18 protein-coding genes are annotated in these 15,118 nt (G+C 66.4%); 8 read left to right on the top strand and 10 right to left on the bottom strand.

The features are described from left to right. Positions 1 to 91 precede the first annotated feature (91 nt). From LB541_RS14315 to LB541_RS14305, 4 genes are all read right to left on the bottom strand, one after another. Complete coding sequence (locus LB541_RS14315) at positions 92 to 880, bottom strand: ABC transporter substrate-binding protein (protein WP_140516312.1); 789 nt, start codon at positions 878 to 880, stop codon at positions 92 to 94. 110 nt (positions 881 to 990) lie between these two features. Next, the gene (locus LB541_RS28520; RefSeq protein ID WP_263486469.1) at positions 991 to 1,116 is read right to left on the bottom strand and encodes a hypothetical protein; all 126 of its coding nucleotides are present in this window, start codon (positions 1,114 to 1,116) and stop codon (positions 991 to 993) included. After that, positions 1,113 to 1,619, bottom strand: coding sequence for an Lrp/AsnC family transcriptional regulator (locus LB541_RS14310; RefSeq protein WP_140499160.1), 507 nt, complete (start codon positions 1,617 to 1,619; stop codon positions 1,113 to 1,115). Before LB541_RS14310 ends, LB541_RS28520 begins: the two co-directional genes overlap by 4 nt. 125 nt (positions 1,620 to 1,744) lie before the next feature. Next, positions 1,745 to 2,617, bottom strand: coding sequence for a LysR substrate-binding domain-containing protein (locus LB541_RS14305; RefSeq protein ID WP_224618706.1), 873 nt, complete (start codon positions 2,615 to 2,617; stop codon positions 1,745 to 1,747). Positions 2,618 to 2,788: 171 nt separating this feature from the next. Here LB541_RS14305 and LB541_RS14300 point away from each other — a divergent pair, with 171 nt between their 5' ends. Beyond that, positions 2,789 to 2,998, top strand: a complete 210-nt coding sequence (locus LB541_RS14300) for a hypothetical protein (RefSeq protein WP_140565448.1) — start codon at positions 2,789 to 2,791, stop codon at positions 2,996 to 2,998. Further along, positions 2,991 to 3,749, top strand: coding sequence for a sulfite exporter TauE/SafE family protein (locus LB541_RS14295; RefSeq protein WP_224618703.1), 759 nt, complete (start codon positions 2,991 to 2,993; stop codon positions 3,747 to 3,749). Before LB541_RS14300 ends, LB541_RS14295 begins: the two co-directional genes overlap by 8 nt. A 36-nt stretch (positions 3,750 to 3,785) precedes the next feature. Here the strand turns inward: LB541_RS14295 and LB541_RS14290 are convergent, their stop codons facing one another. Continuing rightward, complete coding sequence (locus LB541_RS14290) at positions 3,786 to 4,235, bottom strand: universal stress protein (RefSeq protein WP_140499152.1); 450 nt, start codon at positions 4,233 to 4,235, stop codon at positions 3,786 to 3,788. A gap of 214 nt (positions 4,236 to 4,449) precedes the next feature. On the opposite strand from LB541_RS14290, the gene LB541_RS14285 reads away from it, so the two are divergent. Continuing rightward, positions 4,450 to 5,031, top strand: a complete 582-nt coding sequence (locus tag LB541_RS14285) for a histidine phosphatase family protein (RefSeq protein WP_140516219.1) — start codon at positions 4,450 to 4,452, stop codon at positions 5,029 to 5,031. Positions 5,032 to 5,037: 6 nt separating this feature from the next. Here LB541_RS14285 and LB541_RS14280 read toward each other — a convergent pair whose 3' ends face one another. From LB541_RS14280 to LB541_RS14270, 3 genes are all read right to left on the bottom strand, one after another. After that, positions 5,038 to 5,439: a VOC family protein gene (locus tag LB541_RS14280; RefSeq protein WP_140516217.1), complete on the bottom strand. Its 402-nt coding sequence runs from the start codon at positions 5,437 to 5,439 to the stop codon at positions 5,038 to 5,040. Between the two features lie 143 nt (positions 5,440 to 5,582). Further along, a complete protein-coding gene (locus LB541_RS14275; protein WP_224618701.1) occupies positions 5,583 to 6,314 on the bottom strand; it encodes a pseudouridine synthase in 732 nt (243 codons plus the stop codon). Between the two features lie 125 nt (positions 6,315 to 6,439). Next, positions 6,440 to 7,324, bottom strand: a complete 885-nt coding sequence (locus tag LB541_RS14270) for an aldo/keto reductase family oxidoreductase (protein ID WP_140663603.1) — start codon at positions 7,322 to 7,324, stop codon at positions 6,440 to 6,442. Between the two features lie 94 nt (positions 7,325 to 7,418). Between LB541_RS14270 and LB541_RS14265 the strand changes: the two genes are divergently transcribed. Further along, positions 7,419 to 8,318: a LysR family transcriptional regulator gene (locus LB541_RS14265; protein WP_224618698.1), complete on the top strand. Its 900-nt coding sequence runs from the start codon at positions 7,419 to 7,421 to the stop codon at positions 8,316 to 8,318. 84 nt (positions 8,319 to 8,402) lie between these two features. On the opposite strand, the gene LB541_RS14260 is transcribed toward LB541_RS14265, so the two are convergent. Continuing rightward, positions 8,403 to 9,248, bottom strand: coding sequence for a helix-turn-helix transcriptional regulator (locus LB541_RS14260; RefSeq protein WP_224618696.1), 846 nt, complete (start codon positions 9,246 to 9,248; stop codon positions 8,403 to 8,405). Positions 9,249 to 9,338: 90 nt separating this feature from the next. On the opposite strand from LB541_RS14260, the gene LB541_RS14255 reads away from it, so the two are divergent. Continuing rightward, positions 9,339 to 10,229, top strand: a complete 891-nt coding sequence (locus LB541_RS14255) for an SDR family oxidoreductase (protein ID WP_140685649.1) — start codon at positions 9,339 to 9,341, stop codon at positions 10,227 to 10,229. Between the two features lie 18 nt (positions 10,230 to 10,247). Here the strand turns inward: LB541_RS14255 and LB541_RS14250 are convergent, their stop codons facing one another. Further along, positions 10,248 to 10,940: a RibD family protein gene (locus LB541_RS14250; RefSeq protein WP_224618695.1), complete on the bottom strand. Its 693-nt coding sequence runs from the start codon at positions 10,938 to 10,940 to the stop codon at positions 10,248 to 10,250. Positions 10,941 to 11,258: 318 nt separating this feature from the next. Here LB541_RS14250 and LB541_RS14245 point away from each other — a divergent pair, with 318 nt between their 5' ends. The 3 genes from LB541_RS14245 (at position 11,259) to LB541_RS14235 (ending at position 15,017) form a co-directional block, all read left to right on the top strand. Further along, on the top strand, positions 11,259 to 12,206 hold the full coding sequence (locus LB541_RS14245) for a substrate-binding domain-containing protein (RefSeq protein ID WP_140499137.1): 948 nt from the start codon (positions 11,259 to 11,261) through the stop codon (positions 12,204 to 12,206). Between the two features lie 232 nt (positions 12,207 to 12,438). Then, a complete protein-coding gene (locus LB541_RS14240; RefSeq protein ID WP_140516201.1) occupies positions 12,439 to 14,004 on the top strand; it encodes a sugar ABC transporter ATP-binding protein in 1,566 nt (521 codons plus the stop codon). Beyond that, the gene (locus LB541_RS14235) at positions 14,001 to 15,017 is read left to right on the top strand and encodes an ABC transporter permease (RefSeq protein WP_140516199.1); all 1,017 of its coding nucleotides are present in this window, start codon (positions 14,001 to 14,003) and stop codon (positions 15,015 to 15,017) included. The genes LB541_RS14240 and LB541_RS14235 overlap by 4 nt, the downstream gene beginning before the upstream one ends. Positions 15,018 to 15,118 lie beyond the last annotated feature (101 nt).

Genomic DNA, 15,118 nt, shown 5'->3' with positions numbered 1-15,118 from the left:
TAGTGAGTAGTGAGTAGGCAGGCGGATCCGGAATTCCCTATCCACTGCTCACTAATTCGCTACTCACTAATCCCTAATCCCTAATCCCTAATCAGTGATCTTTCTTCCAGTCTTCCGAATTGACCCAGTAGTCGAGGTTCTTCTGCAGGCGGCCGTCGATGGTGACCTGGTTGAGGAACAGGTTCATCCAGATCAGGAGATCCGGCTCGTCATAGCGGGTGGCGAAGGCAAGCGGCTCCTTCGAGAGGAGGTCCGGCATGATTGTGAAGGTCCCGGCCGGATAAGCCGTCGACTGGCCCTTGACCGCCGAGACGTCGTTGACGCCGCAATCGGCCTGGCCGTTGTTGACGGCGTCGAGCAGCAGCGGACCGCCGCCCTTGTAGCTCTTGATGTCGGCATCGGGGAAGGCTGCCTTGGCTTCCTTCTCGCCGGTGGCGCCGAGCAGCACGGCGATCTTGGTGCCCTTGGCCTTGCAGTCGTCGGCGGTCTTGAACTTGCCGTCGGCCTTGGTGAAGACGGTGCTGCCCGTATACATGTAAGGCGTGGTGAAGGCGACCTTCATGCCGCGTGCCAGCGTCGGCGTCATGTCGGCGACCAGAAGGTCGGCCTTGCCCGAAAGCAGCGCCGGGATCAGGCCGTCCCAGTCGAAGTCGAGGAAGGTGATCTTGACGCCCATTTCCTTGGCCATCAGTTCGGCCAGTTCCACCGAGCTGCCGGTGCGTTCGCCATTGGCGCCGACCAGCGAGAAGGGCGGTCCCTGTGTCTGCACGGCGACACGCAGTTCGCCGCGCTTGGTGATGTCGTCGAGCGATCCGGCGCTGGCGGCGGCGGTGAGGCCGGCCAGTGCGAGGCCGGCGATGAAAAGCTTGGCAATGTTCATTGGTTTCATTGGGCATTCCTCCTTTTGTCGTCTTGTTGTCCACCCTACAGGGTGCTTTTTGAGCGGCGGCGCCGTTGCCGGCGGCGGCCACCGTTCGAAAATCCGTCTCCTTAGTGCCGGGCCGCCGTTTCGGCGACCGCGATGCCGCGGCTGGCCAACGCGTCGAAGAAAGGCGCGTCCGGCACATGCAGCAGCGGGTTGAGCAGGCCGAGGCCCCCGAGAACCGCTATCCTCATGCCGGCTCCTTGCGAATGCTGTCGTCGGACCAGCAGCCTTCCGGCAAGCTGACCCATTTGTTGCAGGACGCCATGACGACGAAGGTCTCGCTGCGCACGACCTCGCCCGGCTCGCCGGCGCCCGGGATCAACTCGCTGGTGACGCGGTAGAGATCGGCGACGTCGCCGGCCACCGTCACGTCGACGATGATGTCGAAGCGCCCGGTGACGACCGAGGCCGAGTTGACGAAGGGCAGTTCGGAAATGCGCTGCGCCAGCTCGCGGGCGCGGCCGCGCCCTTGCGCGTTGATGCCGACGATGGCCGAGATCAGTTCGGGCCGCTCCGTCAGGTTCAAGAGCCCCACGATCTTGAGCAGGTTGCGGTCGAGCAGGTTGCGCAGCCGCGTGCGCACCGTCGGCACCGAGATCGCCAGAATCTCGGCGAGGCGGTTGATGCCCGGCTGTGCGTCCTGCGACAGCTGTTTGACCAGCCGCCGATCGGTCAGATCGAGATGTTCCCGCAAGTCCCCCGTCTTTCATAAAACGAAAAAAGCTAGGCGATTTTTTTGCCTATGTGCAAACAAGCTATTTCATGGATTCCTTAAAGGCAAGGCATGATTCCACGCGAATTCAGCATGTGGCGGCGGCTTCACACCAGCGCGGCCACCAGCAGCTTGGCTTGCGGCGTCAACGTGTCGAAGCGGCGGGCGCAGAGATTGAGCTGGCGGGTTCCCCAGTCGTCCGTCAGCCGCAGGCTGCGCAGGCTGGGCGCCGAGCGGCGCACCGTGCTTTCCGGCACGATGGCGACGCCCGCGCCCTGCGCCACCAGCCTGCAGACATTGTCGAGGCCGGGCACGCGGATGCGAAAATGCAGATGACCGCCCAGGCGCGCGGCCTGGCGGGTGATGTGCTCCTGCAAGGGATGGCCGGCGCTCAGGCCGACAAAGGTTTCACCGAGAATGTCGGCGAGGCCGGTCGCGCGGCCTTCGAGGCCGGACCGGGTCCGCGAGGCGATCACCACCAGCCGGTCAACGAAGAACGGTTTCTGCTCGAGATGGGAAAGGCCGGCCCAGGTCGCGGCAATGCCAAGATCGGCGGCGCCGCTCGCCACCGCCTCGGCGATCTCGTGGCTGGGGCGCTCATCGAGGTCTATGTCGACGCCGGGATGCGCGACCAGAAAGGCCGGCAGCCTGTCGCGCAGAAGTTCGCTGGTGGCGGCCGTGTTGGCGAGCAGGCGGACCCGCGCGCGCAGGCCCGTGGCATAGGCGCCGAGCTCGCCGGCCATCGCCTCGATCTGGTTCTGCACCGCGCGCGCGTGGTGCAGCAGTGCCTGGCCGGCGGCGGTCGGCACCACGCCGCGCCGGCGGCGCTCCAGCAGCGGCGCGCCGAGCCTGTCCTCCATGCCCTTGATGCGGGCGCTGGCCGCGGCCAGCGCGAGGCCCGCGAGCTCGGCGCCATGGGTGATGCTGCCGCGCTCGGCAACCAGCAGGAACAGTCGGAGATCGACGAGGTCGAAGTGCATTTTTTTCCTCCCGCAAGACAGCCCGGGCGATGGCCGCTATCACGCGATCGATGGCGCAGCGGGCCGACCGGCTTGCGGCACCCGCGTGCCCCCCCGCCGACGGGGGGGGCCGCGATTTCCACATTGTGGGTGACGGCGAATTTCGTCAAACAGTTTCGGTGGAGGTCCATGATGAGAAAACCAGCATCGAACCGGCAAGGGCTCGGCATCGCTGAAAGCGCGGCGATGCTGCTGGCGGTTGCCGTCGCCCTTCTGGCCGTGGCGCGCTTGGATTCCGGCATGCCAGGATGCGCCATGACATCCGCCCCTGTCAGCAGCGCCGCCGCCGGACCGGGGCCGGCAGCGGGGATCGACGCCGCCGACATGCTGCTCCATGATTGAGCCGCTGAGCGCCGCCGCCGTTGCCTGGATCTGCGCCGTCTTCCTTGCCGCCGGCTTCGTCAAGGGCGTGGTCGGGATGGGCCTGCCGACGGTGGCGATGGGCCTGCTGGCGGTGACCATGGCGCCGGCCGAGGCGGCCACGCTTCTGCTGATCCCGTCGCTGGTTACCAATCTGTGGCAATTATTCACCGGTCCTTCGTTCGGCGGGCTCGTCAGGCGGCTATGGACGATGATGGCCGGCGTGGTGATCGGCACCGTTGCTGGCGCCGGCCTGCTCACCGGCGCGCATACGGCGGCCGCGTCCGGCGCGCTCGGCGTGGCACTGATGCTCTATGCCGTTCTCGGCCTCGCAAAGGCCGGCTTCTCAACGCCGCCACGCCACGAGGCCTTGCTATCGCCGCTGGTCGGGGTGGCGACCGGTCTGGTCACCGGCGCCACCGGCGTCTTCGTCATTCCGGCGGTGCCCTACCTGCAATCGCTGCGGCTGGGCAGGGAAGAGCTGATCCAGGCGCTCGGCCTGTCCTTCACCGTGTCGACGGCGGCGCTGGCCATCGGGCTGTTCAGGGCCGGCGCCCTGGCCTCGCCCACGGCCGGGCTGGCGGGTTCGATCGCGGCGCTGGCGCCTGCGCTCGCCGGCATGGCTGTCGGCCAGGCGCTGCGCCGGCGCATGAGCGTCGAGACTTTTCGCAAAGTGTTCTTCGCCGGGCTCTTGGCGCTTGGATTTTATCTCATGGCCGAGGCGGCGTTCTGAGCGCCGCTTGCAGAGCGCCGACTGGCCGGACCCGGCCTACCGCACCACCAGGACCGGGATTTCGCTGTAGGATACGACTTCCGCCGTCTGGCTTCCCAGAAGCAGCCTGCCCAATCCGCGGCGGCCGTGCGAGGCCATGACGATCAGGTCGCAGCGTTCGGTCTGCGACAGTTCCAGGATCGCCTCGGCGGGCCTTCTGTCCTCGATGTGCACGACCTTGGCCGACACGCCCAGCCCCTCGGCGGAAGCCTTGCATTTGTCGAGCACCTCCTTGCCGTATTTGCGGGCTTCTTCCTGATAGGCGGCCAGCTCATCGCCCGCGGCGTAGCCGGCCATGGCGCCGCCCCAGGCGAAGATCGGGAATTGTTCCGAGACGGTGACGAAGGTCACGGCGGCGCCGAGGCCCTTTGCCAGCCCGAGGCCGTGGGCAACGCCCTTGTCGGCCAGTTCCGACCCGTCGGTGGCGATGAGCAGATGTTTGTACATGATGATCGTGACCTATCGTGCTTGGTGAACTATGGACCACACATAGTTATGCCCGGCGCCCAGTCATTGTGCCAATGCGGCGGGGATCAGGGCCAGGGAATGTGGTGGGCATTTCATGGACCGCACCCAAACGTTCCACCCCGGACTTTCGCGCCAGCTGGATTCCCCTTCGCCGCATCGTCCTCTAAGGTGCGGCAACTTCGAAAGGCCCGTCATGAGCAGTGCGTTTCCTCAAATCCATCTGGTCCGACATGGCGAGACGGCGTGGAGCCTGTCGGGCCAGCACACCGGCCGCACCGACATGCCGCTGACGGCAGCCGGCGAGGCGGCCGCGCGGGGTGTGGCGGATCGGCTGAAAGGCCTGCCGTTTTCGGCCGTGTGGTCGAGCCCCTCGCAACGCGCCTACAACACCAGCGTGCTTGCCGGCTTCGGGGCGCAAAGCGTCAAGATGGACGACCTGCAGGAATGGGACTACGGCGCCTATGAGGGGCGTACCACCAGGGAAATCCTGGCCGAACGGCCGGGCTGGAACGTCTTTCGCGATGGCTGCCCGCAAGGCGAAACGGCGGCCGATGTGGGCGCCCGCGCCGACAGGATCATCGATCGCCTGCGCGAGGCCAACGCCGACACGCTGATCTTTTCCAGCGCGCACTTCCTGCGCGTGCTCACCGCCCGCTGGCTCGACTTGCCGCCGCAGGACGGCGCGCTGTTCGTGCTCGATACGGCCAGCATCAGCGTGCTCGGCTACGAGCATGACCTCGGCGAGCCGGTGGTGCGCAAGTGGAACGGGAAGTAGGGCGGCCTAGCTGTCGAACTTCCGGATCGCCTCGGCGGTTACCGGCGTGAAGAAATTCACCAGATTGCAGTCGGGGTCGCGGAACAGCAGCGAGCGGTTGCCCCAGGGCATGGTGGTAGGCTCCTGGACAATTGCGCCCTTGATTGTTTCCGCCAACTTGGCAAATTCGGCATCGACGTCGCCGACTCGGAATTCGATGATGGCCGTGCGGTTGTCGGCTGGGCGGGCGATGTCGCTGCCGAACAGCATCAGGGTGCGCGTGCTGCCGATCGCCAGCGTGCAGGCCGGCGTCGCCAGTTCGGCGAAATCCTCCGTGTACATCGTCACCGGCATGCCGGTGATCTCGCCATAGAAGCGCACGAGGCGCTGGACATCGGACGTGATGATGCGGACAGAGACGAAATTCATCGCATTGGCTCCCTGATCGTCGAAGCCGCGGCTGGGCTCCCGGCCTTCTATATGCCGGGGCTCCTGACAGCTTTCCGTCAGGAGACGGAAGTGCCGGCGCGATTTTCAGATATGTCGAACGACAGTGCCAACCCTGCGCCTATTCACCCCGCCAGCAGCGCCAATTCATCGGGCGTCAAATGCCTCGCCATACCCTTGGCGAGATCGCCGAGCGGCAAGCGGCCAATGGCCACGCGGATCAGGCGCTTGACCTCGATGCCGTGGGCGGCGAGCAGGCGCCGGATGTGGCGATTACGGCCCTCGTCGAGCACGATCTCCAGCCAGGCGGTGCGGCCGCCGCTGCGCAGCAGCTCGATCGAGTTGGCGCTCAAGGTCTCGCCGTCGATACGCGCGCCGGCGCGCAACGCTTCCAGCACCGCCGCGTCGGGCACCGTGGCGATCTGAACATGATAGGTCTTGGGCAGGTGCGAGGCCGGGTCCATCAGCCGGTTGGCGAAGCGCGTGTCGTTGGTCATCAGCAGCAGGCCTTCGCTCGCCTTGTCCAGCCGGCCGACCGGCGAGACGAAAGGCAGGTCAAGCCCTTCAAGACAGGCATAGACGGTGTCGCGCTCGATCGGGTCGTCGCGGGTCGTGACCAGCCCGCGCGGCTTGTTAAGCATGAGATAGACCTTGCGCTCGGCAACGATTTTTTCGCCGTCGACGGCGATGCGGTCGCGATTCATATCGACGCGCAGGGAAGCATCGCGCGCGACCTTACCACCGATGCGCACGCGGCCCTCGGCGATCAGCCGCTCGGCCTGCGTGCGCGAGCACAGGCCGAGCTTCGACAGCGCGCGGTTGAGGCTGACGCCGGGTCGTGGTGGTCGTGGAGCCATGCTGCTTCGGATCGATCCGTTGTACCGGACCAGATGCCATGGCCGGCGACGGCTGCGCAAGCCGCCGCCGAGGTCGGGATCTTGCCGGACAGCGGTGCCGCCCGGCAAGCGCTAGTCGCGCCGGCTTAGGCTGCTTGCTCGGTCTCGTCCGCGATCCCGTTCAGCACGGAAAGCGCGTCGGCTGGCAGCTCCAACTCCGCCGCCGCCATGTTTTGCCTGAGATGCGCAATGGACGAGGTGCCGGGGATGAGCAGGATGTTGGGCGCGCGACGCAGGAGCCAGGCGAGCGCCACCTGCATGGGCGTGGCGCCGAGTTTTTGCGCGACATCGGCCAGCGTGCTGGATTGCAGCGGCGTGAAGCCGCCGAGCGGGAAGAACGGCACATAGGCGATGCCGGCCGCGGCAAGCTCGTCGATCAGTGCGTCATCCTCGCGATGCGCGATGTTGTACTGGTTCTGCACGCAAACGATGTCGACGATGCCGCGCCCCTGCGCGATCTGGGTTGATGTGACATTGCTCAAGCCGATATGGCGCACCAGACCCTGACGCTGCAGTTCGGCGAGCGTATTCAGTTGGGGTTCGAGCGAGCCTTCGGCCGGGCCGTGTATGCCGTGCATGGAGCGCAGGTTGACGACCTCCATCGTGTCCAGTCCCAGATTGCGGAGATTGTCGTGCACGGCCTGCGTCAGTTCCTGCGGCGACATTGCGGGGATCCACGATGCATCGGCGCCGCGCCGGGCACTGACCTTGGTGACGATGGTGAGGTTGGCGGGGTAGGGGTGCAGCGCCTCGCGGATGATCAGGTTGGTGACGTGCGGACCGTAGAAATCGCTGGTGTCGATATGGTCGATGCCGCTCGCCACCGCCTCGCGCAGCACGGCGAGTGCAGCGTCATGGTCTTTCGGCGGGCCGAACACGCCGGGTCCGGCCAGTTGCATGGCGCCGTAGCCCATGCGCTTCACGGTGCGGTCGCCGAGCTTGAAGGTTCCGGCCTTGCAGATGTCGGTCATGGTCTCAATCTCCTTTGCATCGGCCAGATATAGACAATGCACGCCTGCGCGATAATATGGCGCAATCGGCACAGGCTGTGCGGAAAGGCGTACAATGACGGATCTGGGCGACCTCCAGGCATTCATGGCGGTGGCGCGCGCCGGCGGCTTTCGCGAGGCGGCCAGGGTCAGCGGCGTCAGCGCCTCCAGCCTCAGCGAAACGGTGCGGCGGCTGGAGGCGGGGCTCGGCGTGCGGCTCCTCAACCGCACCACGCGCAGCGTCGCTCCGACCGAGGCCGGCGCGCGACTGCTGGAGCGGCTGGGCCCCGCGCTCGGCGAGGTCGAGGCAGCGCTCGATGTCGTCAACGGCTTTCGCGGCCGCCCGGCCGGCACGCTGCGGCTCAACGTGCCTGTCGTGGCGGCGAAACTGGTGCTGCCGCGCCTTCTGCCGCCCTTCCTTGCCGCCTATCCCGACATAAGACTGGAGGTGACCGCCGAGGACAGTTTCGTCGACATACTGGCGAGCGGCTGCGATGCCGGCATCCGCTATGACGAGCGGCTGGAGCAGGACATGATCGCCATACCGATCGGCCCGCGCCGGCAGCGCTTCGCCACCGCTGCCGCAACGGCCTATCTCGACAGGCGTGGCCGGCCCGACCATCCGCGCGACCTCCTCGATCACGCATGCCTGCGCGGCCGCTTCGCCAGCGGCCTGACGCCGCCCTGGGAGTTCGAGCGCGACGGCGAGATAGTGAGCGTCGAGCCGACCGGGCCGCTGCTGGTCAGCACCGGCACGGCTATGGCGCTTGCGCTCGATGTGGCGGTCGCCGGCGGCGGCATCGTCTCGCTGTTCGAGGACTGGCTGCGCCCCTATTTCGACGATGGCCGGCTCGAGCCGGTGCTGGAGCCCTGGTGGCAGGAGTTTTCCGGCCCGTTCCTCTATTACCCGGGCCGCCGGCTCATCCCGGCGCCGCTGCGGGCATTCATCGACTTTGTCGGCGGGATGCGGTGGTAAGGCGCCGCGATGACGGTTTCATGGGACGCATGGCAGGACGCAACCCGCTGCGCATTTCTGGAATGTTCCAGGAAGGAGCAGGGATCATCGCGGCGGGTCCAATGACACCTTGGCGCGCTTCGCCAGCTCGCGAATCCGCTCCGCGACCGCGCTGTCGACCGGATTGTAGACGGTCAGGCTCAGATCCGGGCGGCCGTCGACCGCGAATCCCGAATATTCCAGCTCGATGTCGCCGAGCACGGGGTGTTTCAGCCGCTTGGTTCCGTCGCCATGGCTGAGCACGTCGTTCTCGCGCCACAGGGCGGCGAATTCGGGGCTGGCGCTGCACAGTTCGTCGACGAGTTCGCGTACCTCGGACACCGCGCCGGCACGCGCCGCGTCGGCGCGGAAGGCGCCCACCACGAAACGGGCGAGGCTTTCCCAGTCGTGCTGCTTTTCGCGGATGGCCGGGCTGCGGAACATGAAGCGCAAAATGTTGCGCTGGTCTGCGGGCAGGGCGCTGTAATCGGTCAGCACGACCTGGGCGGCGCGGTTCCAGGCAACGACATCCCAGGTAGCGGTCCTGACCAAGGCGGGGCTCGCTTCAAGCGTGTCGAGGAGGCGCTGCAGCCGGGGGCTGATGCCTTCCGCGCCGATATAGCGGACCTCGGGCGGGCGTCCGAGCCCGAGCATGAAAAGGTGCTCGCGCTCGGCCTCGGTCAGCATCAGCCCCTTGGCGATGCGGTTCAGCACATCGGCCGAAGGCGCGCCGCCACGACCCTGCTCCAGCCATGTGTACCAGGTCGGGCTGATGTTGGCGCGCTGGGCCACTTCCTCCCGGCGCAGCCCCGGCGTGCGCCGGCGCCCTGAAAATCCGAACGAGGCCGGATCGAGCCGGGTGCGCCGGTCTCTCAGAAACGCCGCGAGCGAACCGGCGGAATTGGCGGGCATCCTGTTAGCCATTATACCACGATAAGATCACTACTTTAATGGAATAATAGACCGGCGATACTGCGCAGGCAATCGTGCAGGAGAATTCGCATGCGTATCTTTTTGACCGGCGCGACCGGTTTCATCGGCTCGGCGCTCGTTGCCGAGCTCATCAAGGCGGGCCATCAGGTGGTCGGCGTCACTCGCTCCGAAGCGGGGGCCGAAGCGCTGACGGCGGCGGGCGCCGAAGTGCATCGGGGAACGCTCGAGGATCCCGAGGGCCTGCGCGACGGCGCGGCAAAGGCGGAAGCGGTGATCCACACGGCGTTCGACCATGATTTTTCGCGGTTTGCCGAGAATTGCGAGAAGGATAGCCGTGTCATCGCGGCACTCGGCCAGGCATTGGCCGGATCCGACCGGCCGCTGGTGATCACTTCCGGCGTCGGCGTGGGCAGCCCCGGACATGGCGAGCTTGCCAGCGAGGACGTCTTCAACGCCAGCCATCCCAATCCACGCATCGCCTCGGAGCTCGCCGGCAATGCCTTGCTGGAAGCCGGCGTCAACGTCTCGGTGGTGCGGCTGCCGCAGGTTCACAACCCGGTCAAGCAAGGGCTCATCACGCCGCTCATCGAAATCGTGCGCCAGAAAGGCGTTTCGGCCTATGTCGGCGAGGGCCGTAACCGCTATGCGGCGGGCCATCTCGTGGACGCGGCGCGCCTCTACCGGCTGGCGGTGGAAAAGCGGCAGCCGGGCGCGCGCTATCACGCGGTCGGCGAGGAAGGCGTGGAAGTACGCGCTATCGCCGAGGTGATCGGGCGGGGCCTCAACGTGCCGGTGGTTTCGATCGCGCCGGAACAGGCGGCGGAGCATTTCGGCTGGATGGCGATGTTCGCCCCGATGGATCTGCCGGCCTCCAGCGCGCTGACCCAGGCGCGGCTCGGCTGGCAACCGACCGGCCCGACGCTGATCGCCGATCTCGAGGCCATGCGGTACGACGCTTGACGCGCCGATAAAGCGTCGTCAGCCGACGGCGTAGCACAAATGGACGAGCCCGTGGGCAAGGGCTTCGCAGCTTTTGAGCGACAGTTGCATCTTGCCCGCGAGGCCGGTCTCGCCGAATTCGACGAAACCCTGGTTCGCCGCCCGCCCGTCAAGGGCGGGAGCCACGAGAAGGCTGAGCTCATCGACAAGGCCGGCCGCGAAGAAGGAACCGTTGATGCCGGCGCCGCCCTCGAGCAGCAGCCGGCGAATGGTGAATTCGCGGTTGAGAACTTCGAGCATCCGGCCGAGATCCATGTCGGCCGTCTCCGCCACGATATAGGACACGCCGTCGGCAGCGAGCTCGGCCAGGTGGCTGTCGGCGACATCGTGCCCAAGCAGCACCACGACATGGTCGCCGCCAATGTCGGGTTTGGAAAAGTGGAGCTTGCCCGATGGATCGAGCGCCACCGCGTAGCTTCCCGTACCGGTTTGCGCGACATGATAGGGTCGGTCGACCTTGCCCGCATCGGCCGGCGGGTGCGCGCCGGCCTTGCTCATCTCGGCCATGGTGACGCGGCCGACGATCCAGCCGTCGCCCGCAAAATCATTATGGATATACTCGTAGAGGCTCGACCATTCGGCCCGGGTTCCGTCCGGGCTGGCCGTGTAGCGGCTCGGGTGGAGACTGCCGTCCAGCGACGCGATCATATGGCAGATGATGTGCGGTTTCATGCGGGTGTCTCCAGGGAATGGGCTCAGGCGCGGTTCAAACTAGGGCCAGCGCCGGAGAATGGAAGCTGGGCACCCGGCTCATCCAAATTCCGACCATTGCCGACTGGGCCTGTTATATCGATGTTGCACAAATGGTTGAGCCTGAGCTAGCATCCGTTTGCTGGTGCCGACGGGAGGCAGTTTTTGCAACGGCGATCAGCTGGAGCGGCATGCGTTAGCAAACGCAAGGAGGATGCTCCAACACTTTGAACCGACGCATGATCCTTCCTGAAACCGTCCCGGTTTCCGGGGCCGTGCGTTCTTGTGGAGGAGGATCCCATGAACAGACGTGAATTCCTGATGACGTCCGTGGCCGCGGGCGCGATGGTGCTTGCCGCGCCCTCGGTATTTGCGCAGGACAAGCTCACCATTCTCGGCTCGGTGCCCAGTCTCGGCTTTCCGTTCTTCGTGCACATGCTGAACGAGATCAAGGCGGAAGCCGCCACGCAAGGCGTCAACCTGACCGAGAGCGATGGCCAGAACTCGGCCACCAAGCAGACCGCCGACATCGAGGCGGCCCTGGTGCAGAAGGTCAACGCCATCGTGATCTCGCCGCTCGACGTCAACGCGCTGGCGCCGGCCATCGAGGAAGCGGTCAAGGCCGGCGTTCCCGTGGTGACGATCGACCGCCGCGTCGACGGCGTCGAGGGCATCCTCGCCCATGTCGGCGCCGACAACGTCAAGGGCGGCGAGGCGGAAGCGCAGGCCGTGGTGGCGGCGTTCCCCAACGGCGCGAAACTGTTCCACCTCCAGGGCCAACCCGGCGCCGGGCCGGCGATCGACCGCAACAAGGGCGTGCACAATGTGCTCGATCCCTTGAAGGACAAGTACCAGATCGTCTTCGAGCAGACCGCCAATTTCGCCCGCGCCGAGGCGCTGTCGGTGACGGAAGCCGGCCTTGCCGCCAACGGCAAGCCGGACGCGATCGTCTGTGCCAATGACGACATGGCGCTGGGCGCGCTCGAAGCCTGCGCGGCGCGCAACTTCACCGACGTCAAGATCTACGGCTTCGATGCGCTGCCGGAAGCGCTGGTCGCGGTCCGCGACGGCAAGCTCGCCGGCACGGTCGAACAGTTCCCCGGCCAGCAGTCGCGCACCGCCGTGCAGATCGCCGTCGCCTACGCCAGGGACAAGACGGAGCCGAAGGAGAAGCTGGTGCTGTTGACGCCGATCGTCATCGGCAAGGACAATCTCGACAAGGCCGAGAGGCTGAACGAGACGAAGTGAGCGCATGGAGAGGTCGGCGGGGCAGCACCCCCCTCTGGCCTGCCGGCGATCTCCCCCTCAAGGGGGGAGATTGGCAGTGTCGATGTCCGCATTCTCATTGCGGCGTTGAAAATTGGCGAATGCGGAACAGACAGCCAATCTCCCCCCTTGCGGGGGAGATGTCCGGCAGGACAGAGGGGGGTGTTCACGCGCCGACGGGTCCGGAAACTGCATCGAGGGAAGCACCCATTCCATGGCTGAAGCCGCACCCGTCCTGCTCGCCGTCGAGGGCGTCACCAAGCATTTCGCCGGCGTCACCGCGCTTCGCGATGTCTCGCTCGACATCAGGCCCGGCGAAATTCTCGGCCTGCTGGGCGAGAACGGCGCCGGCAAGTCGACGCTGCTCAAGATCCTGTCGGGCGTCATGCCGCCGTCGGGCGGGCGCATCAGCTTCGACGGCGCCGACTACCGGCCGTCGAGCCCGCAGGATGCCAAGCGGCTAGGTATCGTCACCATCTACCAGGAGCTCAGCCTGATCCCGACGCTGACGGTGGCGGAGAACATCTTCATCGGCCGCGCCCCGACCGGTCCGCTCGGCCTCGTCTCCTGGCGCAAGATGGAGCAGGACTCCCGCACCATCATCGCCCGCGTCGGCCTCACGATCGATCCGATGACGCCGGTCTCGGCGCTTTCGGTGGCCGAGCAGCAGCTCGTCGAGATTGCACGGGCGCTGTCGCTGAAGAGCCGGCTGATCATCATGGACGAGCCGACATCAGCGCTGACCGAGACAGAGGTGCAGCGGCTGCTGTCGATCATGGACAGGCTGCGCAAGGACCATGTCGCCATCATGTTCGTCACCCATCGGCTGGAGGAGGCCGCCGCCATCTGCGACCGCATGACGGTGCTCCGGGACGGCAGGTTGGCCGGCAATCTCGACCGCGAAGGCGGGCCGATCCGATTGCCGCGCATCATCGAGAAAATGGTCGGCCGCGCGGCGTCCGAGCTCTATGCGCGGCCGGCGCAGCGCACGGTGGCCGGCGACGTCGTGCTGTCGGTGCGCGGGTTGCGCACGGTGCGCGATCCCGAAGCGCCGCACGCCATCGTGCTCGACGGCGTCGATATCGACCTGAAGGCCGGCGAGATCCTGGGTGTCGCCGGCCTCGTCGGCTCGGGTCGCACGGAGCTGGCGCGCGCCATCTTCGGCGCCGACCGGATCGCGGGCGGCACGATCACGCTCGACGGCAGGCCCATCGCGCCGGCCTCGCCGGCGGATGCCATAGCGCTCGGCATCGGCCTGGTGCCTGAGGATCGCAAGCATCAGGCGATCTTCGCCGCGCTCGGCATCCTGCCGAATTTCTCCGTCGCCTCGCTCGGGCGGTTCAGCAATGGCTTCGGCTTCATGGCCGAGCGGCGCGAGCGCGATGCGCTGGCGGGGTTCCGGAAAATGCTATCGATCCGCATGGCGTCGGCCGAGCAGGCGATCGAGGGCCTGTCAGGCGGCAACCAGCAGAAGGTGATCCTGGCGCGCTGGCTGGCGCGCGACCCCAAGGTGCTGATCGTCGACGAGCCGACGCGCGGCGTCGATGTCGGCGCCAAGGCCGAGGTGCACCAGATCCTGGTGCAATTGGCAGCGCGCGGCATAGCGGTGATGATGATTTCGTCCGAGCTGCCCGAAGTGCTGGCTGTGTCCGACCGGATCGTGACCATGCGCAAGGGACGCATCACCGGGCAGATGCCGGGCATCGAGGCAAGCGAGGAAAAACTGATGGAACTGATGGCGCTCGACCAGCCGGGAGCGGTTGAGGAGGAGGCACGATGAGCGTGGCCGAGGAACAGAGCCGGCGTGGCGGCATCAGCATTGCGCGGCTCTTGATGAATTTCGGGCCGCTGCTATTCCTGGCGGCGCTGGTGGTCGTCTTCACCGTGCTGAAGCCGAGCTTCATCGATCCGATCAATCTGTTCAACATCACCCGCCAGATATCGATCACCGGGCTGATCGCGCTCGGCATGACCTTCGTCATCCTCACCGCCGGCATCGATCTTTCGGTCGGCTCGCTGCTCGCCTTCTGCGGCATGGTGGCGGCCGTGGTCGCCAAGGGCGGCACCGCCAACACGCTGTCGCTGTCGACGTCGGGAACGCAGGGCTATGGCTGGTTCGCGGCGCTGCTCGCTGCCGTGGTGGTGGGGGCGGTGGCCGGCGGTGTTCAGGGCTTTGCCATCACCAGGCTGAAAGTGCCGCCCTTCGTCGTCACGCTTGGCGGGCTCACCGTGTTTCGCGGCCTGACGCTGACCATCTCCAATGGCGGCCCGATCTCGGGCTTCGACGCTTCTATGCGCTGGTTCGGCACCGGGCTGATCGGCCCCGTGCCGGTGCCGGCGATCATCTTCGCGGCGGCCGCCATCCTGTGCCACATCGTGCTGCGCTACACGCGCTATGGACGCGCCGTCTACGCCGTCGGCGGCAATGCCGAGGCCGCACGGCTGTCGGGCTTGCGCGTCGACCGCATCCTGGTCTCGGTCTATGTCATCGTCGGCTTCTTCGCCGGGCTCGCCGCCTTCGTGCTGTCGGCCAGGCTGAATTCGTCCGAAGCGGTGGCCGGCATCGGCTACGAGCTGACGGTCATTTCGGCCGTCGTCATCGGCGGTACCTCGCTGTTCGGCGGCATCGGCTCGGTGGGCGGCACCGTGGTGGGCGCCGCCCTGATCGGCGTGCTGCAGAACGGGCTCCAGTTCAACAACGTCTCGTCCTACACGCAAAGCATCGTCATCGGCCTGATCCTGATCCTGGCGGTGGCGTTCGATCGCTGGCTGAAGTCGCGGGTGAGGCGCTAATTCCTTCTCCCTTGTCGTCGGAGAAGGGGAAATCGCCGCTCTGCCATAGGCAGGAGAGCTCGCTACCTTTCTTGCAAAACAACCCCCCTTTGCTAGAAGGA

Source organism: Mesorhizobium sp. BR1-1-15 (assembly GCF_020165475.1).
Taxonomy (GTDB): domain Bacteria; phylum Pseudomonadota; class Alphaproteobacteria; order Rhizobiales; family Rhizobiaceae; genus Mesorhizobium.
This window is presented reverse-complemented; position numbering and strand designations above follow the sequence as displayed.